Below are 20,119 nucleotides of genomic sequence, written 5' to 3' on the forward strand. Positions count from 1 at the left end.
GTTCCAAATCTTTTTCAAGATTTTTCTTCTAAAATTTCGTCAAAGAAATAAAGGGGAGAAATGTACCGCAAACCGTCCTGTCAAAAAGCGGACGCAAAGATAGGCAGCACAGCCGTCGCGGCCAAACGATTTTCGTAAACAGGTTGGTAAAAGCCCTGCCAGCCCTTACCCAGTGTGCCGTATATTATTTACTGCCATATAAAACAAAACCTGCCCGGGCCTCGGGCAGGTTATGTTTTATGGTTTGAGCGCGCTTATTTCACCTCGAGCTTGAGCAGGCTCTTCTCGCCAAGAAAAGCTTCCAGCTCATCGCCGACCACCGTTTCCCCCACGCCCGCGGGCGTGCCGGTGAAGATGAGATCGCCGATATTGACGGAAAAGAACTGAGAGATATGGCTGATGATCGCATCGAAGCTATGGATCATGTCGCGCGAGTGGCCGTTCTGAACAAGCTCGTTATTCTTCTTGAAGGAAAAACGAATATCGCTGCGATCCGGGATCTCGGCGATCGGGATCCAGGTGCCAACAACGGCCGAATTATCCCAGCTCTTCGCCTTCTCCCAGGGCAAGCCCTTTGTTTTGAGCACCTGCTGCAGGTCCCGGGCGGTAAAGTCGATCCCGGTGGTTACGGCATCGTAGTATTTCGAGGCTGATTTCTCTTGGATGTATTTCCCGTTCTTGCAAACACGCAGCACCAGCTCGCATTCATAGTGCAGCTCGTTGGTGAACTCCGGGTAGTAAAAAGGCATATGCGGCTGCAGCAGTGCATTCTTGGGCTTCATGAAAACCACCGGTTCTTCCGGCACAGCGTTCCCCAGTTCCTTGGCATGCTCGGCATAATTGCGACCGATACAGAATATCTTCATGTCAGATGGTTTTTGTTATATGCGGGAGACGTTGTTGCGTTAATCCTGCATAAAAATGTTTTCTCTGGGTATTGGATCGCTATGTGCTAAAATAGGGATTACCCATCATTCTCCCGGGCCGAATTCGAGATTATTTACGGTGTTCATCGTCGCCTGGACTCCCACTGTGGAAAAGCTTTCAATCACGCCGACGCACTTCTCGATCTTCTCCTTTACAATGGGCTCTTCGTCGGGCCGCCATTTGCTGAGCACGAAGTCGGCCTGCCGGCCTTTCGGGAAATCGTTCCCGATGCCGAAACGGAGCCGCGGGTATCCTGTGCTTTGCAACACCGCCTGGATGTCGCGGAGACCATTGTGCCCTGCGTCTGAGCCGGAGGGGCGCAGGCGAAGCTTCGAGAGCGGGAGTGCGAGGTCGTCGAGGATCACGAGCACCTGTTCCACCGACAGCTTTTCCTTATCCATCCAGTACTTCACAGCCGCGCCGGAGCGGTTCATATAGGTGGTCGGAAGGATACACACGAAGATGCGGCCCTTCCAGCGCACCTCGGCCCGGTATGCCAGGCGGTCGCTGCTGAATTGCCCCCCGTGCTTTTGAACGAAGGCGCCTACGACGTCAAAGCCGATGTTGTGACGGGTATGGGCATACTCGGTGCCGATATTACCAAGACCAACAATGAGAAACTTGTTCATGGACGGCAAATATCGTCGGGATTCGCGAATCGGGAACCGGCAATGAAAAAGCCCCTCTTTCGGAGGGGCTTTTTGGAATGCGTATCCTGATCCCCTCCAAAGAGGGGTTGGGAGTCTTACTTCTTGCCTTTGGCAGGTGTAGCAGCAGTTGCGGCTTCAGCCTGGCGGAGCGCACGCGTCGTAACGATCGATACGATCGGGATACGGGGCGAGTTCATGATCTCGTAGTTCTCGGTAACCACGTCTTGTACGCGAAGGTTGGAACCGATCTCAAGGGCGTCCACCGGTACTTCGATCTGCTCTTTCAGGTACTTGGGGTAGGTCTTTACCTTGAGGGCCTTCATCTTCGTTTCGAGACGGCCACCGGCGCGGACACCGGCTGCAGTACCTGTGAACTTCAGCGGGATCGTAGCGACCACCTTGCGGTCTTCTACGAGTTCCAGGAGGTCAACGTGGATAAGGTCATCGGATACCTTGTCGAACTGCAGGTCCTTCAGGATGCAACGGGTTGTTTTCCCGTCGATTTCCATGTCTACGAGGCGGAAGTCCGGTGTGTAAACGAGTTGGCGCAGGGCCTTTGCAGAGGCCGTGAAATTGATCTCCTGTGCACCCCCGTAAATTACACCAGGCACGAGCTCCTGAGAGCGAAGTTGGCGGGTGGCTGACTTGCCAAATTCGGTCCTCAGTTGTCCTTCGATTGTAATTGCTTTCATTATTGAGGTTTTAAAAAAATGACGTAACCAGTTTACAGTTTGCTGTTTGAAGTTTGGAGTTGGTTGGCTGCTTCCATAAACTATAAACTGGAAACTCCAAACCCCAAACTGTTACTTGTTTCTCCGCTGTGAGTGGATAAACAGGTTGTTGATGCTCTTGTTCTCGTAGGCATTGCGGATAGCGACGGCAAAAAGCTCGGCCACCGAAAGCACCTTGATCTTGGAAGATTCGCCGCGCAGGGGGATCGTGTCGCAGACCACCAGCTCCTCGAGACAACTGTTGTCGATGTTCTCGTAAGCCTTCCCGCTCAGAACGGGGTGGGTAACCAGGGCACGGACGCTGCGGGCGCCTTTTTCCTTTAAAAGAGCGGCGGACTTGGCCAGCGTGCCGGCCGTGTCGCAGATGTCATCGATAATGATCACATCGCGGTCCGTTACATCCCCGATCACCATCATCGAAGCGATCTCGTTGGCCCGTTTCCGGTGCTTGTCGCAGATCACCATATGTGCGTTGAAGTAGGAGGCGATTTCCCGTATCCGGTTCGTCGCACCCACGTCGGGGGCCGCAAAGGTAAGGTTTTCGAGCCGAAGTTGTGTTATATATGGTATAAAAACCGCAGATGAGTCGAGGTGATCCATCGGGATATCGAAGAATCCCTGGATCTGCGGGGCGTGCAGGTCCATCGTGATCACGCGGTCGGCGCCGGCGGCGACAAGCATGTTGGCAACGAGCTTCGAGCCGATGGCCACACGCGGCTTGTCTTTCCGGTCCTGGCGGGCATAGCCGTAGTAAGGCAGCACGGCCACGATCTTCCAGGCCGAGGCCCTGCGGGCGGCGTCGATCATGAGCAGGAGCTCCATGAGGTTGTCGGAAGGCGAATAGGTGCTTTGCACCAGGAACACTACATCCCCCCGAACGCTTTCATTGAAGATCGGCAGTATCTCGCCGTCGCTGAATTTCTGAATCTGAATCTCACCCGGCTTACACCCATAGCGCTCACAGATCTGTTGCGTGAGCTTTTGCGATCCGGTGCCGGAAAAGATTTTGGCAGAGGGTTGCAGTTGCATAAAGGAAAATGTGCGGCGAAGGTAGCAAACGCCCGCACATTTTCCGGGTTAAATTCACTGGTACGCAACGGCCGAAGCTGCAGGTGCAGCGCTGGCGGCAGCATCCGCCTGTGCATCGTCGCCGTTAACGCCATAGTACACCGACCGGCATACAAACAGGGCCATCAGCAAGGAAATGCCGTACACGAGCACAAAGAAAAGCAGGGGGTGGAGGGCGCCCATCGGGGCACTGGTTCTTTTTGTCATAGGGGTGGGTTTAAGGTTCAAGGGATATTGTGGACGAGGTAAAAATAATATCTAAATTCAGAGTATGCAAGCGCAGAAATACTCGATTAAGACATGGGCAAAAGACGACCGCCCGCGCGAAAAATTACGGGATAAAGGAGCTGAAAGCCTGAGTGACAGTGAGTTATTGGCGATTTTGATCGGCAGCGGCACCCAGCAGCATTCCGCGCTCGACCTCGCCCGCCTGCTGCTCCAGGGCGCCCGCAACAGCCTTCCGGAGCTCGCCCGGCAGTCGCTTGCCGATCTTACCCGCGTTCCGGGCATCGGTCCCGCCCGCGCCGTGACCCTGGCTGCGGCACTCGAGCTCGGGCGCCGCTGCCAGGCTGGCCCCCTGTTCGAAAAGCCCCAGGTAAACAGCAGCCAGGATGTGGCCCTGCAGCTGAAAGCGCTTCTCCAGGATTACCGCCACGAAGTGTTTGCCGTGCTGTACCTCAACCGGGCCAACCGCGTCAACCGCTTCGAGATCGTAAGCGAGGGCGGGATCACCGGCACCGTGGCCGACCCGCGGATCATCCTGCGCCGGGCACTCGAGGAAGATGCTGTTGGCCTCATCGTCTGCCACAACCATCCCTCCGGTAACCTGCGCCCCAGCCGTGCCGACGAAGAGCTGACCAGCAAGATCCGCGAGGCTGCCCGGTTTTTCGATATCCGCCTGCTCGACCACCTCATCGTCAGCAGCGACGGCTATTTCAGCTTCGCCGACGAAGGACTGCTTTGATGACCCGAATGCAAAAGGCACAAAGGAAGCCTTTGTGCCTTTGCAAACGAACAGCCCACGGTTCAGGAACGGTGCTGCAGGAAAGCCAGCAGGCCACGCACGTCGGCCTCGTTCTGAAAGTTGACCTTCTTTCCCGCGAGGTATTCGCTGATATCGTCCCGGCGCTTGGGATAAAGACGCTCGAAGTTTTTCCGGGTGGCCACGAGCACAAGGTGCTCATACTTGTCGGTGATGTAAAGAAACGTCTCGCGCACCAGCGTGATCTTCTGGTTCAGCGTGAGCTTTTTGTCCTGGACACCCGACAGGTAGTTGGAAACATTATCAACCGCAGCGCCGTCGACGGGCTGGTCGTAGAGGCCCATCTTGCGGATCGAGGCTACGCGGATAAATTCCTTCCGGTACAAGCCACCGCCCTCCGGCAGGCGTTCGAGCAGCTGCAGGCAAACCTTGTTGTTGTAATAAAACGAGTCGGTCCCGATCGTCACAAGGCCGATCTGGTCTTCGTTGCCGAGTGTCAGCGTGTCTCCTTTCGGGTCGATGAACTGGATGCCCCCGGCGAAGTAATTATAATTCAGCTGGTTGTTGTTGACCGTACCGTTGTTGAAGAACACGGTGCCCGCTGTGAACTTCGGGTATTTGTTCAGGTCGGGAAAGGACAGCTTGTCCTGGATGGTTTCGCCGGGATTGACTACATAGGTTGGCCGGTCCTGTGCCCGGGCAGCGAGGCCGGAAGCGAGGATGGAAAGAAGGAGTAGCTTTTTCATGGTGTCTTGTATTACGTTGTTGAAAGGAAACAGGATCGTTAGAGGGGGGATCAGGGCAATGCCTGCAGGTAAGCGATGAGTCCCCGCACCTGGTCGGCAAGGCGGAAGTCCACCTTGTGGGCGCGGAGGTATTCTGCGATCTCGGCTTTGCGGCCCGGGTAGATCTTCTCAAGCGAGCGACGCTCCAAAAGCATCGGTTCGGCAGTATTGTCTTTCCAGAAATAAAGTTTGGAATCGCGCACGTACGTGGTGCGCCGGCGCACCGCAAGGGAACGGACCGAATTGTTGGCGTTGTACCGGGTAGTTGCTTCTACGGAACCACTGGGATCGTTGGCATCATAGCCGCCGATGCTGCTGCTGCTTTCCTCCTTCAGTTGCTGGTATTGCAGCAGGCGACCTCTCCCCTTCCAAGCATCGACCTGCTGTACGGCGCCTGCATAAAAAAAGAACGTGTCCTGCCCGATAGCCACATGAGCCAGGTCGTCGACGCCTTCCAGCACCAGGGTATCGCCCTTCGGTCCGATAAATTCGAGCTGGCCGAGCAGGTAACTGAGATTGAGCCGCGCGGTTTTGACGTAGCCGTCGCGAAACTGCACGCGCCCTTCCCGGAAGGCTGGGTAGCGGTAGAAGTCTGCAGCGCTGATGACGTCGGCAAGGCTTTCACCTGCTTCGAGGCGATAGGTAGGAAGTTGCGCGCCGGCAGCCGTCGCGAAAAAAAGGCTCAAAAGGACGAGACACCTTTTCATGGGCAATTGGTTTATGGGTTGAGCGATCAGGCCTGCCCTGCGGGCCCGCCAAACATCAGTGGTATCTGTACTTCCTCGAGGTCCTTGATATCCCCGTTGGCAGCCTCGTACCGCTGCAGGTTCTCGCTGAGTGCCTTCATGAAGCGCTTTGCGTGCTGCGGTGTAAAGATGATCCGGGCCTTCACCTTACTTTTTGGGGTGGAAGGCATGACGTTGACGAAGTCGATCACGAATTCCGCATGCGAATGGGTGATAATGGCCAGGTTTGCATAGGTGCCTTCGGCTACTTCCTCGCTGATCTCGATATTCAGGTGGCTGGCTGGCTGGTTCTGTTGCTCCAAAATGACGCGGAATTTGAGAGAAAGATACGTGTTTTAGCTGGCCGGGATGGTTGACCGGCAAAAAAAAGGCCGCCCGAAGGCGGCCTTTTTCGATACAGGATACAAACGTTAGCGGGGGCGAACGTAAGTATATACTGCCTGATACAGGAGGTCGGGACGACCTGTCTGCGACAGCTTGAAGTAAGCGTAGATGTTACCAGTTGCCGGATCCCAGGTGTTCTGGTTGGCAGCGGTTACGATGTTCGGATCCTGGCCGGCAGCGGGGGCGGGCGGCGGTGTGTTGATGATGGTCAGCACACGGTTACGGGAATCCGGAGGCGTCGTGTTCGTTACCGAAACCAGCTTATTGGTAGCGGGGTCGAACGTGAAGCGGGGCGTGGTGGCACCGAAGGCAGTGTTGCCGGTGTTGGTGCTGGCGTCGCCGGTGAAGGCAGCCAGGAGATAGTCACCACGGGCGGAGTTGGCGTCAACAGACGTCACACCAGCGGTTTCCATCGTGTACAGACCGGGGTAGTTGCCGGTGCGCTCGCCGATACCGAAGGCAGCCCAACCCACAGCGCGGATTGTGGCGCGGTAGGCACCGTCGTAACGGTTCTTGATGGCGATCAGGGCAAGACCCGTGCGGTTGTTGAAGCTGATGGTGTAACCCGGCTTGTCAACAGACGTGATCTTGTAGGCAAGTGCCCAGTCCTGGCCGAGGAAAGCCGAAGGATTCAGCTTTACCTTGAGGTAGCCAATGTTGGAGCCGCGGGGGATCGTTACCACGTTGCCGGCGTTGAGCACGGTGTACATGTTGGCGGTCGGAACCATAGCGGAGGTACCGTTAACATTGTTGAAGCTGTCAACCAGCTCGGGAGCCGGGGCCAGCGTCACGTTGATGTCCTCTTCAGCAGGGCCGGAGGTTGCCAGGATCACGGGGATCAGGCCGAAAGTGGTGTCGCTGTTGGAGGCGTTCAGGCCGTACACAACGCTGTTGCCACCTTCACCAGTGGGGGTAACGGAGGTACCCGTTACGCCGATTTCGATTACTTTGACTTCATTGCCGCTGTTACGAGCAGACTGGATCGACCCATTGTCGTATTCCTTGTCCTTCAGACAGCTAGTCAGGCCCAGGGCCAGGAAGCCGGTCAGCGCAAGGGCGGTATTGACGAAATAACGTTTCATTGCTTTGTTTTTTTGAAGCGATTAGTAGGTTGGATTAGGGCTGCCAGAAGATCTTCTGGTAAGCGCTCGTTACGCTCTGCGACGTAGCGTTAGCACCGTTGGTCGTGAACTCGCTCTGCGGATAGAGCAGGCGGTTCGGGATACCCTGGGTGTTGCGGCTCGGGTTTACCGACAGGTAGCCGTTGGGCAGGAAGCCCGGAACACGGCGGAAATCGGTGTAAACCTCGATCGGGTCGATCAGGGTCAGCGCCAGGTACTTCTGGTACAGGATGCGCTTGATCTGGTCGGCCTGGGCAGCAGGCCATGCAGCACCGGCGGAAGACGCCAGGTACGACGAGGCTTGAGCAGCCGTGCTACCAAGGAAAACAAAGCTTTCCGTAACAGCAGCATTGTAAGCAGCTTGTGCGCTGGCAGCACCGGTGTTCCAACCGCGGGCAGTAGCTTCAGCTTCCAGGAACAGGCTCTCTACGGAGGTCATGATCCACTGGGAAGCGGTGGGCGACGAAACGAGGCCGGTACCGATACGCGAGGCGGCGCCCGAAGTGGGGTTGCCGGAGCTGGCGCCGTAATCAACACCTACATAGTTACCGCTGATCGTAGTGAACAGGCGGGAGATGCGGGGGTCGCTGTTGGCAGACAGCTGGTTCAGCACGTAGTTGTTCGCGCGGGTGATCTCGTTGGCCGAGGCACCGGTGGGCGTGAAACCGTACGTTGCGTAGAAAGGCTGTTGCTTGTTGGCTTCGTTGGCATAACCGGGGTTCACGCGGATCGACTCACCAGCACGGAGGATGTTGAGCGTAGCGCCGCCATCCTTGATCTTAGTCAGCTCGGCCGAGGGGTCGAAGCCAGCCACCTGCGATTGGTGCACCAGCAGGCGCAGCTTCATCGTGTTGGCGAACTTGATCCACTTGGACTGAGAACCGGCGTTTACGATGTCTACCGTGGCAAAGGTCGAACGGGCGGTTTTGCCCATGTACGCTTTGGCGGTATCCAGTGTCAGGAGCAGGTCGGTGTAGATGGCCTGCGCGTTGTCGTAAGACGGGCGGGGGTTGTTGGAACCCTGAAAGGCTTGCTTGTAAGGGATGTTACCAAACAGGTCCACCATATCCTGCCACAGCTTGGTCGACAGGATCATGGAAGCGCCGGCCAGCACGGTGTCGCCTTTGGCGAGTGCGCGGGTCTTTGCCTGGTAGAGATCGAACAGTACGTTGTAGTTGTTCGACCAAATGCCTTCGCCGAAGTTCTGGTCGATGTTGTAGGAAGTCTCCGTACCATCGATGGCATACGAGCCGGAAGCACCGGTGTAGCCCAGCCAGTTGGCGAGAAAGGTGAGGTTGTTGCTGCCCTGGCGTTGACCAACGGCATTGGCGGCCTGCGTGAAGATCAGCTCCGGAGTGATGTTCAGCTCCGTAACGTTGTTGGGGTCGTCGTTAACATCCAGGAACCCCTTTTTGCAGCTTCCGAGCAGCACGGAGCCGGTGAGCGCCAGAACCCAGATAGATTTATGTTTGAAATTCATGTTAGATAAACATTTATTAGGTTAGAATTGAACGGTCAGCGTACCACCGAAGTAGCGGGCAGACGGCGATTGGAACGAGGAAGCAAGACCGAACGTGTTCTGGCCGGAAGCCTCGTTGAACTCGGGGTCACCCCACTGGTTCGACTTCGGAACGATCAGCAGCAGGTTGCGGCCAACTGCGCTCACGCTTACGCCGCGAACGTACTTGCTGGCACCACCGAACCACTTGACCGGCAGGTTGTACGAGATGTTCACCTCGCGGAGACGCCAGGCGGCGGCGCTTGCGAAGTAGTTGGTAGCGATCGACTCGTTGGTGGCACCGTTGGCCCAGAAGCCGTAGTTGCCATCCTGAACCTGAACGTCGGTGTTGGGGCGGTAGCCGAGAACTTTACCATCACCATCTTTCAGCGCGATCACCGAGTTGGGGAACACGAAGCGGCGGCGGCCGTAGTCAATGCTACGCTCGGAGATACCGGAGAAGTCCATATCCGAACCAAGCTGCGAGTAGAAGTTATGTCCGGTCTTGTAATCCCAGGTCATAGCAAAGTTGAAGTTGCCGATAGCAACCGAAGGCGTGAAGCCAAGGGTCCACAGGGGCAGCGTACGGCCTTTGATGACAGGCGAGGAAGCGAGGCTGGGCATACCCGTCAGCGAGTCTACAATTACGTGGCCCTGGGGGTCGCGGTTGTAGTCGGTCAGCTGGAAGGCGAAGGCAGGCATACCAACGATAGCGATGTTGTTTGCGCTGGGCGACGAACCGGCGCCTTGCGTGAACTGGCTGCTACCACCGATCACAACAGGAACGTTATTCAGCGTGCTGATAACCTCGTTGTTGTTGTAGTGTGCGTTGAACTTGAAGTTGATGTTCGCCTTACCAACCTTAACGAGCGGGGTCAGGTTCAGGTCACCTTCAAAACCGTAGTTTTTGAAGTCGGCAGCGTTTGCAAGCGCTGTGGAGTAACCCGAAGTCCAGGACTGCTGCACCTCCAGGATCTGGTTGGTGTTGTTCTGGTGGTAGTAAGAGGCGTCGATGGTGATGCGGTTCTTCAGGAAACCGAGTTCAACACCGATCTCTTTCGTTTCTACGAACTCAGGCTTCAGGTTGGCGTCCGGGATACGGTTGCCCGCTGTGTAACCAGCGTTGTTGCCGAAGGGGAAGCCAGCAGGCTGCGAGTACGTAGCTACGAGCTGGTAGGGAGCCAGGTTTACGTTACCCGACTTCGACCAGGCGGCGCGCAGTTTCGCGTACGAAATCGTGCGGCTGTTCTTCACCATGCCGATAGCGTCGGACAGGACGAAGGAGGCGTTCACACCAGGATAGAAGAAGGAACGGTTTGCCTTCAGGAGACGGCTGTCCCAGTCGTTACGACCGGTGAATTCCACGAAAGCCCAGTTCTTATAACCAAGGCCTACGCTTCCGTAACCGGAAAGCAGGCGGCTTTGCTGGTCTGCTTCTGCAACAACGGCGTCACCGGAGCGGGAGCCTACGTTGAACAGGTAAGGAACCACCAGGTTGTTGCCCTGGAGAGCGGCGCTCTTCGAGCGGTTCTGACGCATCATACCACCTACGAGGTAGCGAACGTTGAAATCGCTGAAGTTGCGGTCGCCGTTGAGGAAGTACTCAACGTTGATGCGCGAGGAGTAACCCGAGCGGTCGGTTACCGAGCCGGGACGGTCGGAACCGTACTGCGTACCATCGCGGTGCGTCTTGGCGTAGTCGGTTACGAAGATCGGAGCGGTTGTGCTCTTGCTGCTGGTGAAGTCGAGGTTCGTACCAACACGTACGTTACCCTTCAGCCAGGGCAGGAACTGGTAACCGAGGTTGATGCTACCGATGACATCATCGCTGCGACCCTTGGTGCGGACGTTATCGATACCCCAGTACGGGTTGATCGCATAACCGTTGTAGTAGTTGGAATACTGGGCGAACTTGTTGTTCTGCCAGTCTTTGTAGTCGAGCAGGGGAACGTTGCTCGCTGTCTGCATTACCTGGAACATGATCGAACCGCCGTAGGTACGGGGGAACAGACCGGCGATACCGGCTTCGTTCACGACGTCATAGTTACCGAGGATGTAGTTGATACCATAGTCAACCGAGAACTTGCCGGCTTTCTTGCCGCCGTTGAAGCGGAACGAAGTACGACGGTTCTTGTCTTTCGGCATCAGGCCTTTGATGTTGGCATCGTCAACACTGAAGAAGAAGTCCTGACCGGCAACCGAAACGGAGTTCTGCCAGGTCAGACCTGTGTTGAAGAAGTTGATCTTGTCTTTGTAGTGCAGGTCGGAGTAGGGGCCGAACTGCTGCGAGCCGTCTTCCAGAACGGGTCCGATCGGCTTGATGGAACCATCAAACTCGGGTCCGTACATCTGGTTCTCATACTCAACGAACCCGTAGTTGCCATACTGGTCAACGGTTTCACCCGCACCCTGGCCGAAGCGACGCTGAATCTTGGGGAAGTAGGCAACGCGGGCAGCCTGCACCGTGGAGCTGAAGGTGATGTTGAGGCGGTTGCCGGTACCACGCTTCGTGGTTACAGCGATCACACCGTTTACGGCATCAGGACCGTAGATAGCGGCCGAAGCAGCCGACTTAAGAACCGTTACGTCCTGGATATCACCGGGAGGAATGGTCGAAAGGAAACCGAGGGGCGTCGGCACACCGTCAACAAGCAGCATAGGCTGGTTGTTACCCGTGAGCGAGCGGATACCCCGAATGAGGATCTTCGAGTTTTCGAAGACGCCGCTGTTCGTAGTGGTTACGTTGAGGCCCGATACTTTACCGATCAGCGCCTGCTGAACGTTAACGGCCTTACCGGCAGTCAGCGTGCGGTTGTTAACGGAAGTAGCGGCATATCCGAGCTCTTTCGCCTGGCGGCGGATACCGAGACCCGTAGTTACCACTACAGTTTCCAGTGTGCCTTCCGAACGATTGAGGCTTACGGTTGCCGTGTTACCCGAAACGGAGATGGTTTCGCCCTGGAAGCCAGTGGCCGAAACAGACAGGCGGCTGGAGGGACTTCCCACGCGGATGGAGAAGTTACCGTTCGCATCAGCGGAAACCGTGTTCTTGGTGCCAGCTTCTGTTACCGAAGCAAAAGGAACCGGGTTTCCCGACGCGTCCCGAACCTGACCCGTCACCTGACGGGGCTGTCCGAATGCCAATGTGCAAACGAACATTGACATCGATAGGAGCGATGCAATTTTTCTCATTGAGACGTGTTTTTTAAGTGTTAAAAAGCCTTAAATACATTCTATCGCGTTCTCCGCGAGAGAGAACTATTGAAGCAGAGACAATAGTCCAAGCGGAAATGCTGCGCCAAATTATACTTTTTCTAACAAAAAGTTTTTTTCTCCTTAAAAAATGTTGAGGGTGAGGTAACTAGATAGGTTCATAAGTGCCATGAGAGTTGTACCCGCAGCTCCGGGGCTGTTTTACCTGGCCCCGGAGGAACGCCCGGCCGGGTGCTGTACGTGGTGCCTACTCCCTGCAAGGAGATGTTAACGCCGCCGGGCGCATCATATTGTATATGAACCGAATAGCGCGATCCTTCGCCATAAAAGGCCAGCACCTGCCCCCCGGCCGGCGCCTCTGTATATTGATATAGCCGCGCGGCATACGAATCGGTGTCGAAGAAGACCGCCTGCACTCCGGCGCGCAGCTTCCAAAGGGGTGGCAGGTGCAGCCCGAACGACTGTACAAAGCCCGTGCTCCGGCCCGCCGGTTCGTCGAGCCAAAGACATTCCGCCCGGAATGCGCCACGCCAGCCGCCGCCCCAATCCTGCGCCAGCTGAAGCCGCAGCGTACGCTTCCGCGCCGTTTCGAGTACCGAAAGCGGCCCCTCTCCTTCCGCCGTCTCGTTGTCGGACCCATACCGGAAGCGAAGGCTCGCTTCGGTTTTCCGGTTCGGATGCCAGCCCGCCTGGATGCCACCCTGCCAGCCGCCGGAGGGCCCGTCGATCCCGTACCGGAGCCAGGGAAAGCGGTAGCCGTCGGCCCAGGCCTCGAGGTGCCAGCCGCGCGGCGGGTGCACGCTCAGCCCCAGGTAAAGTCCGTCCTCGTTTTGCGGTTCGCTGCGCCGCGCTACCGCGTTGCCGTCAAATGCCGCATAGCGGGGCGACAGGTGCCGGTAGTCAACGGCGAGGTCCCAGAGAGCGCCGCCGCTGAACAGGAGACCCTGCACCAGCGCGAAGCCGCCCCTTCCATCGGTTGCGCCTTCGCCGAAAACGTGCGCCGGACCATGCGTGTAGCTCCAGTCGATGCTCCCGTGCCGCAGCGATCGGCCCTGTGCGTCGAAGCGCTCGTACGGCTCCTTGCCCGGAAGCAGCGGTTCGGAAAATCCGATGAGCCGGCCTTGCAGCGACAGGCGCAGTGCGCCCCGCTCCCACTGCAGGCGTCCACCGGCCGCGCGCATGCCGAGTACATTCCGACCGGCTCTTTCGGAGGCCGTACGGTGATAGCCGCTACTGTTGATAGACGCAATGCCGGCGTCGCTCCCCGCGCTGTCGATGCGACCACTCAGCCGACGAACCGAAACATAGGCCGAGGCTTGCCAGGCGCCTTTTTGAAGCGTGACACCGGCGCCGCGCGCAAAGTGGTATTCATCGGCAGAAAGAAAGGGCTGAAGAAAGGGTCCCTGGCGCTTCATGGCAGCGAGGTCGGCTCCCCCTCCGAATGCGGGCGCATCCCATTGAATGAGCCCCTGGCCCATATTGACGGTGAAATCGCCCAGCGCGATGCTGCGCACAAGACCCGTTCCCTGCCAGAACAGGTGTGCCGACGTAAAGTCGGGTCCGCGCGCGAGCGGCTCGCCGGGGTCTTTCTCGAGGCTGATGCCCCATCGGAGTGCGTCGTCCATTCGATATCGATAGCGCAGGTATACCCGTTCCGGCCCGCCGGCGTACTGTGCTTTTTCAAAGTCCGCCGTGCGCCCCAGGGGGACGGATGTTCGCAACAGGAAGCTGTGCTCGCCCCTGTGCAGCAGGCCTGCGCCGGAGGCCAGCGGGCTTTCCCGGGTAGTCAGCATGGGTTGCAGGCGACGCACGGTTTCCGCGTCCCAATACGGAACGGCCGCCAGCTCCTCGACTGCCAGCAGTGGCCCCATCGACGTACGCCAGGCGACGAGGCTTTGCACCTGCAGCTCGCTGATGCGGGGTAGCGTGCGCAGGACTTCGGCCGGGGCACTGTTGATGCAAAGCGGGTGACGCCTGCGCCAGGATTGCTCCTGAAGCAGGGGCTCTTCTTCGACCACGCGGTCCGTTCCTTCCTGGCGCCGCTCCAGCTGGTCGGGCTCCTGCGCATGGAGCGCAAGCGCGAACAGTATTTCTACAAGTAGCAGTAGCTTTCGCATAAACCATTATTGAGCGGGAAACTGGAGTACCAAAGCGGGTGTCGGGCCGAGCTCACGGTGCAGGGTAACCGTAACATCCAGGCGCATATGGGCCAGCGCGGTTCCCAGCCCGATCCAGGCAGCCGGCGCCCCCGTGTCGATGCCACAGCGGGCGCGCAATGCCGGGGCGAACACGTACTCGACGCCTGCGGCTATTGCCGGCGGTGCCCCATCGCGGTGCGCGAGTTCGACCGCCAGCAGCCAGGTGGAATCGGATTGCCAGCCAACACCGAGGCCGTACGAGGCAGGAAGACGCTCGCCCGGGTCCTTTCCCAAACGGGCCCGAGCGGGGTTTTGCACGCGGAGCCCCGCAAAAACGCCGTGCGTAAGCTCCCAGCGAAAGCCGGCAGTCGCCTGCAGGGTCGCGGCATGGCCATAAACGGCGTTTCCCAGCCGTTGCCATTCAGCGCCGATGCCCACCGAGGCCCGCGCGCCCAACTGCCGCGCGTAGCTGCCGCGGAACGCCAGCTCCTGCCAGCCGGGATTGCCCCCAATGGTCGCGGATAGTCCCGCAACACCCGAAGCGAGCGGGGCTGCGGCCTGCAGCCGATAGACCGATAGAGCGCTCAGGCCAAAACGGCGCTCTCCGGAAACGTTCATTGATGGACTGCTGAAAGCGGCGATGGAAGCCGGGTTGTATTCCTGTGATGCGGCGCTGCTGAACGAGGGCGCCAGCGCGGTGAGGCGCTGGTAACCTGTGCCGAACGGCTCCAGCAGTCTTTGTGCTGCTGCGGGAAGCGCGCTGTACACGAGGAAGAAAAGGAGGATGTTTTTCATGGCGGTGCTGTTTTTTCAAAGCTCCGCATGCCGACAGGTGAAAAACAAAATGTTTTTCCCATCAAATGGCGGGATTTTACCTTTGCCGCATGCAGATCCTCGACGGGAAAGCCGCAGCACAATCGATCAAAGACGGACTTAAGATAGATGTTGCGCAACTCGCCTCCAACGGCAAGGAAGTGCCCCACCTGGTGGCGATTCTTGTCGGAACCAACGGTGCCAGCGAAACCTATGTAGCCGCCAAAGTGAAAGCCTGCGAGGAGGTCGGATTCAAATCCACGCTCATTCGCTTCGAGGAATCCATCAGCTCCTTCCGGCTCCTGGAAACGATCCGCGAGCTGAATACCGATCCCGATGTGGATGGAATACTGGTGCAATTGCCGCTTCCGCCGCATATCTCGCCCGAGGAGATCATCAATGCCATCGACCCTTCAAAAGACGTCGACGGGTTTCATCCCAACACGGTGGGACGGCTTGTGCTCGGGCAGCCAACCTTCATCCCGGCAACGCCTTACGGCATCCAGCTGATGCTGGCGCATTACAAGATAGAAACAGCCGGCAAGCATGCTGTTGTGATCGGGCGGAGCAATATCGTGGGGCGGCCCATGAGCATCCTGCTGAGTGCCGCCGGTCCGCAGGGCAACGCCACGGTCACCATCTGCCACTCGCACAGCCGCAACCTGCCGGAGATCTGCCGGTCGGCCGATATCATCATCGCAGCCCTTGGCCGTCCCGGCTTCGTTACAGCCGATATGGTAAAGGAAGGCGCCGTGGTGATCGATGTAGGAATTACCCGCGTTGACGACAGCAGCCGGAAGCGCGGCTACCGCATCAGCGGCGACGTGGCCTTCGACGAGGTTGCCCGCAAGGCCGGCTTCCTCACCCCGGTGCCGGGTGGCGTCGGACCCATGACGATCGCTGCGTTATTAAAGAATACGTTTCATGCCTGCGCGCTGAAGCATTATGACTAAAACAGTTTGTGGTTTGTAGTTTGAAGTTTGTAGTTGCTGACGCAAATACTTGTTCTGCCTAAACAACAAACTACAAACTTCAAACTACAAACTTATTCATGTCGATACCGATCACCGATGAGCCCGTACGTCCCGTTGCCGCTTCGCTGCCGGTGATGGAGCATTTTTATACCATCCAGGGCGAGGGCCTGTACCAGGGCAAAGCAGCGTATTTTATCCGCCTCGGCGGCTGTGATGTCGGCTGCGTGTGGTGTGATGTCAAAGACAGCTGGGACGCATCGGCCCATCCGCACAAAACAACGGAAGAACTTGTTGCACTTGTCAGCGCAACGGCCGCGCCGATCGTGGTGATCACGGGCGGCGAGCCGCTGCTGCACCCGCTCGACGGGCTGACCGTAGCGCTGCGCAGCGCAGGCTTTCGCACGCATATGGAGACATCGGGCTCTTCGCCGCTGAGCGGGCATTGGGATTGGATCACGCTGTCGCCGAAAAAATTCAAGGCACCGCTGCCCGAAGTGGTGGCCGTAGCCGACGAGCTGAAGGTGGTTGTCTTCAACAAATCGGACTTTGCCTGGGCCGAGCAGTGGGCCGCGCTCGTGAAGCCGGAATGCCGCCTCTACCTCCAACCCGAATGGGACAAAGCCGCACAGATGACGCCCCTGCTCATCGACTATGTAAAGGCGAACCCGAAATGGCAGCTGTCGCTGCAGATCCATAAGTATATCAATGTTCCGTGAGCCGTGCAGCGAAAGAACGCAGATCGCTTAGGAATGGTAACGATGGGCGCAGCTTCCTGTTGCCGCGCGCTGTAAATCTTCGTAAATCATAATGATCTTAACATATCTGCGTTCTTTCTCTCGGTATTTTCATCGGATGAAACTGATGCGGCCCTTTTTGCTTGCCGGCCTGTTGTTGTGTGTGGCTGTGGCGCAGGCGCAGTATGACCCGTCCCGGATAAATAAAAAAGCACAGGAGTCGTATGAAAACGCCCTTACCGCTATCGATCACGACGACATGGACGCGGCGCGCGACTACCTGAACGAAGCCATCCGCCGCGACGCCGGATACCTCGAAGCCTATGTGTCGCTTGCAGGTGTTTATGCCCAGCTCAAGGACCGCAAGCAAAGCATCGCTCAATACGAGAAAGCCTTTGCCATCGACAGCAGCTATCTAACGGATATTCGTCTTCCCTATGCCATCGCCCTCGCCGGCGACGGCCAGTTCGACAAGGCTTTGGACGCCGTCAATAAACTGCTGGCAAAGCCCAACCTCGGAACCAATACGCGCAAGGCCGCGGAGTACCGCCGCAAAAGCTTCCAGTTCGCCGTAGACTGGAACAAAGCACATCCCGACAACTACGTTTTCAACCCGAAAAATCTCGGCACCGGTATCAACAGCGAAGAGGCCGAATACTTTCCCTCGCTCACGATCGACGGCAACGATATGATCTTCACGCGCCGCCTGAACGGACGCAACGAAGACTTTTTTATCAGCCACCGCAGCGGCGGCAACTGGGGCCCGGCCTATCACCTGAATGGAAGCATCAATACGCCGATGAACGAAGGCGCGCAAAATGTGTCGCAGGATGGCAACTGGCTCATCTTCACCGGCTGCTACCGGCCCGATGGGCTGGGCAGCTGCGACCTGTATATCTCCTACCGGCAGCGCGATGGCTGGAGCGAGCCTGTGAACCTCGGAAGCGCCATCAACAGCGACCAGTGGGAAACGCAACCCTGCCTCTCGCCGGATAAGAAAGACCTCTACTTCGTGAGCAAGCGGCCGGGTGGCTATGGCGGCAGCGACATTTACGTGGCGCACCAGCTACCCAACGGACGCTGGGCCGATCCCGAAAACCTGGGTCCGCAGATCAATACGCCCGGCGACGAGCTGACACCCTTTATCCATGCCGATAATCAAACACTTTACTTCGCCTCCAACGGGCTTACGGGTTACGGAAACCAGGATCTTTTCATCGTGCGCAAAGGCGCCGATGGCAAATGGGGCAAACCCGAAAACCTCGGCTACCCGATCAATACCATCGACGAGGAAAGTGCGCTGTGCATCGCCTCTGATGGCGTAACGGCCTACTATGCCTCCGACCGCGCGGGCGGCGTAGGCAGTATGGACATCTACAGCTTCGCGATGCGGCCGTCGATGCAGCCGGTGCGCACACTGTGGGTGCAAGGCAAGGTGTACGATGCGAAAACGAAGGCTGGCCTCCCCTCCTCGCTGGCCCTGATCGACCTGGCCACGCGGCAGGAAGTGTCGCGTGTGCAGACCGATGAAACCGGCAGCTACCTGGTGACCCTCCCGGTGGGCAAGAACTACGTGTTCAACGTAGCGCGGCGCGGCTACCTGTTTTATTCCGATCATTATTTCCTGAGCGGGAAAACACCCGACTCGACCTACCGCAAAGACATTCCGCTGCAGCCCATCGAGGTGAATGCATCCGTAGTTCTACGGAACATCTTCTTCGATACGAAGCAATACGTGCTGAAGCCGGAGTCGCAGGTGGAGCTTGACCGCGTGGTGCAATTCCTCCGCGACAACCCGACGGTGCGGATCCAGCTGCAGGGCCATACCGACAACGTGGGAACAGCCGCCGATAATCAAAAGCTTTCCGATAACCGCGCAAAGGCTGTCGTGCAGTTCCTTGTTGAAAAAGGCATTGCCGCGTCGCGGCTGGAAGCGAAGGGCTTTGGCGCTTCGCAACCGGTTGCGGATAACAAAACCGAAGAAGGCAGGGCGCAGAACCGGAGGACCGAATTGAAAATACTGTCGAAATAGGAAGGCAAGAGAGGGTCAGAAAAGGTTCAGGAAGGTTTTGAAGAAGGTTTTGGGAGGTTTTGAGAGGTTGGCCAGTGAATGCCCGGAACGTTACTGTTCAACTCAATACCTGATTTTTTTCCCAGCCTGGGCTGGTGTTTTTCCCCTTGCCGCCCGGAGACCGTCGCCCAACTTTGCAGCGTGCAATACCCCGAGTTCATTTACCAGCTGGCGCTGACGCAGGTGCCTCATATCGGCGACGTGCATGCCCGCATCCTGCTGCAGCACTATGGCTCGGCGTCGGCGGTTTTTCGCGCGCGCGGTTCCGAACTCGAAAAGCTCGAAGGAATCGGGAGCGTACGCGCGCAGGCGCTTCGGGCCTTTACCGGTTTTGCGGCCCTCGAAAAAGAAGCGGCCTTTATCCAGCGCTACGGCATTCAAACCTATTTTCTTGGCGAGCCCGGCTACCCGAAGCGGCTCCTGCATTGCTACGACCCGCCGGCGCTGCTGTTCGGGAAGGGCGACCTCGACCTCAATGCCGAGCGGATGGTCGCGGTTGTCGGCACACGCAGCGCCTCCGACTACGGCCGGCGCTGGACCGAGCAATTCGTGTCCGACCTGGCGCCGCTGGGCGTGACGATCGTGAGCGGCCTCGCCTTCGGGATTGACGCGGTGGCCCACAAAGCGGCGCTGAAAGCAGGACTCCCGACGATCGGCGTCGTGGGGCACGGTCTTGCACGGGTGTACCCGAGCGAGCATACGGCGCTGGCCCGCTCGATGGTGCGCTCGGGCGGCGGCCTGCTGACGGAATTCCTGAGCGATACGGCGCCCGACAAGCACAACTTCCCCGCGCGCAACCGCATCGTGGCCGGACTGTCGGATTGCGTGGTGCTGGTGGAGACCGCCGAAAAAGGCGGCAGCATGATCACGGCGCGGGTGGCCGACAGCTACAACCGCGATGTGTTTGCCGTGCCCGGGCGCGTGGGCGACAAGGGCGCAGGCGGCTGCAACCTGCTTATCCGCACCCAGAAAGCGCAGCTGCTCACCTGTGCCGACGAGCTCGTGGAGGCCATGGGCTGGGCGCAGCGGCCACGCGCCGGCACCCCGCAGCGAAGCCTGTTTACCGACCTCCACGAACCCGAGCAGCGCCTTGTGGCCCTTCTTGACGGCAGCACCCCGTTGCATATCGAGGAGCTGCAACTGCGCAGCGGCCTTCGACCCAGCGAAGTGGCGGCGCTCCTGCTCGGGCTCGAGCTGAAAGGCGTGCTCCGGAGCCTCCCCGGCAAGCTATACAGCCTTGCCTGAAACGGCGCCCCCAAAGGCTTTGCGGCTTTTTCCACAGGC

At 58.1% G+C, this 20,119-nt stretch carries 18 protein-coding genes; 5 read left to right on the top strand and 13 right to left on the bottom strand.

The genetic code is table 11. From position 1 onward, the window contains the following. Nucleotides 1-254: 254 nt before the first annotated feature. From ACYU7Z_RS07950 to ACYU7Z_RS07970, 5 genes are all read right to left on the bottom strand, one after another. Nucleotides 255-866: a fumarylacetoacetate hydrolase family protein gene (locus ACYU7Z_RS07950; RefSeq protein ID WP_460569165.1), complete on the bottom strand. Its 612-nt coding sequence runs from the start codon at nucleotides 864-866 to the stop codon at nucleotides 255-257. Between the two features lie 105 nt (nucleotides 867-971). Next, nucleotides 972-1,556, bottom strand: coding sequence for an aminoacyl-tRNA hydrolase (pth, locus tag ACYU7Z_RS07955; RefSeq protein ID WP_460569167.1), 585 nt, complete (start codon nucleotides 1,554-1,556; stop codon nucleotides 972-974). Nucleotides 1,557-1,672: 116 nt separating this feature from the next. After that, entirely contained in the window at nucleotides 1,673-2,269 is a 597-nt protein-coding gene (locus ACYU7Z_RS07960) for a 50S ribosomal protein L25/general stress protein Ctc (RefSeq protein WP_460569169.1), read from the bottom strand. A 111-nt stretch (nucleotides 2,270-2,380) separates the two neighbouring features. Then, entirely contained in the window at nucleotides 2,381-3,337 is a 957-nt protein-coding gene (locus ACYU7Z_RS07965) for a ribose-phosphate pyrophosphokinase (protein WP_460569171.1), read from the bottom strand. A gap of 54 nt (nucleotides 3,338-3,391) precedes the next feature. Beyond that, the gene (locus ACYU7Z_RS07970; protein ID WP_460569173.1) at nucleotides 3,392-3,583 is read right to left on the bottom strand and encodes a hypothetical protein; all 192 of its coding nucleotides are present in this window, start codon (nucleotides 3,581-3,583) and stop codon (nucleotides 3,392-3,394) included. A 64-nt stretch (nucleotides 3,584-3,647) separates the two neighbouring features. Between ACYU7Z_RS07970 and radC the strand changes: the two genes are divergently transcribed. Next, complete coding sequence (gene radC / locus ACYU7Z_RS07975) at nucleotides 3,648-4,340, top strand: JAB domain-containing protein (protein ID WP_460569175.1); 693 nt, start codon at nucleotides 3,648-3,650, stop codon at nucleotides 4,338-4,340. Nucleotides 4,341-4,402: 62 nt separating this feature from the next. Here the strand turns inward: radC and ACYU7Z_RS07980 are convergent, their stop codons facing one another. The 8 genes from ACYU7Z_RS07980 to ACYU7Z_RS08015 all read right to left on the bottom strand — a co-directional run bounded on the left by ACYU7Z_RS07980 (nucleotide 4,403) and on the right by ACYU7Z_RS08015 (nucleotide 15,038). Beyond that, nucleotides 4,403-5,104 (bottom strand): hypothetical protein, encoded by a 702-nt coding sequence (locus ACYU7Z_RS07980; protein WP_460569177.1) that lies wholly within the window; start codon nucleotides 5,102-5,104, stop codon nucleotides 4,403-4,405. A 50-nt stretch (nucleotides 5,105-5,154) separates the two neighbouring features. Then, a complete protein-coding gene (locus ACYU7Z_RS07985) occupies nucleotides 5,155-5,850 on the bottom strand; it encodes a hypothetical protein (RefSeq protein ID WP_460569179.1) in 696 nt (231 codons plus the stop codon). 26 nt (nucleotides 5,851-5,876) lie between these two features. Next, a complete protein-coding gene (locus ACYU7Z_RS07990; protein ID WP_460569181.1) occupies nucleotides 5,877-6,191 on the bottom strand; it encodes a DUF3467 domain-containing protein in 315 nt (104 codons plus the stop codon). A 108-nt stretch (nucleotides 6,192-6,299) separates the two neighbouring features. Further along, nucleotides 6,300-7,355, bottom strand: a complete 1,056-nt coding sequence (locus ACYU7Z_RS07995; protein WP_460569183.1) for a DUF1735 domain-containing protein — start codon at nucleotides 7,353-7,355, stop codon at nucleotides 6,300-6,302. A gap of 34 nt (nucleotides 7,356-7,389) precedes the next feature. Beyond that, the gene (locus tag ACYU7Z_RS08000; RefSeq protein WP_460569185.1) at nucleotides 7,390-8,874 is read right to left on the bottom strand and encodes a RagB/SusD family nutrient uptake outer membrane protein; all 1,485 of its coding nucleotides are present in this window, start codon (nucleotides 8,872-8,874) and stop codon (nucleotides 7,390-7,392) included. 21 nt (nucleotides 8,875-8,895) lie between these two features. Further along, nucleotides 8,896-12,084, bottom strand: coding sequence for a SusC/RagA family TonB-linked outer membrane protein (locus tag ACYU7Z_RS08005; protein WP_460569187.1), 3,189 nt, complete (start codon nucleotides 12,082-12,084; stop codon nucleotides 8,896-8,898). 179 nt (nucleotides 12,085-12,263) lie between these two features. Next, nucleotides 12,264-14,222, bottom strand: a complete 1,959-nt coding sequence (locus ACYU7Z_RS08010; RefSeq protein WP_460569189.1) for a ComEA family DNA-binding protein — start codon at nucleotides 14,220-14,222, stop codon at nucleotides 12,264-12,266. A 6-nt stretch (nucleotides 14,223-14,228) separates the two neighbouring features. Then, entirely contained in the window at nucleotides 14,229-15,038 is an 810-nt protein-coding gene (locus ACYU7Z_RS08015; protein WP_460569191.1) for a hypothetical protein, read from the bottom strand. Nucleotides 15,039-15,127: 89 nt separating this feature from the next. Here ACYU7Z_RS08015 and ACYU7Z_RS08020 point away from each other — a divergent pair, with 89 nt between their 5' ends. The 4 genes from ACYU7Z_RS08020 (at nucleotide 15,128) to dprA (ending at nucleotide 20,080) form a co-directional block, all read left to right on the top strand. After that, complete coding sequence (locus ACYU7Z_RS08020; RefSeq protein ID WP_460569193.1) at nucleotides 15,128-16,009, top strand: bifunctional 5,10-methylenetetrahydrofolate dehydrogenase/5,10-methenyltetrahydrofolate cyclohydrolase; 882 nt, start codon at nucleotides 15,128-15,130, stop codon at nucleotides 16,007-16,009. Nucleotides 16,010-16,107: 98 nt separating this feature from the next. After that, nucleotides 16,108-16,746, top strand: coding sequence for a 7-carboxy-7-deazaguanine synthase QueE (locus ACYU7Z_RS08025; RefSeq protein ID WP_460569195.1), 639 nt, complete (start codon nucleotides 16,108-16,110; stop codon nucleotides 16,744-16,746). A gap of 136 nt (nucleotides 16,747-16,882) precedes the next feature. Beyond that, nucleotides 16,883-18,796 (top strand): OmpA family protein, encoded by a 1,914-nt coding sequence (locus ACYU7Z_RS08030; protein ID WP_460569197.1) that lies wholly within the window; start codon nucleotides 16,883-16,885, stop codon nucleotides 18,794-18,796. Between the two features lie 180 nt (nucleotides 18,797-18,976). After that, the gene (gene dprA, locus ACYU7Z_RS08035) at nucleotides 18,977-20,080 is read left to right on the top strand and encodes a DNA-processing protein DprA (RefSeq protein ID WP_460569199.1); all 1,104 of its coding nucleotides are present in this window, start codon (nucleotides 18,977-18,979) and stop codon (nucleotides 20,078-20,080) included. Nucleotides 20,081-20,119: the final 39 nt, after the last annotated feature.

Source organism: Flaviaestuariibacter terrae (assembly GCF_054777635.1).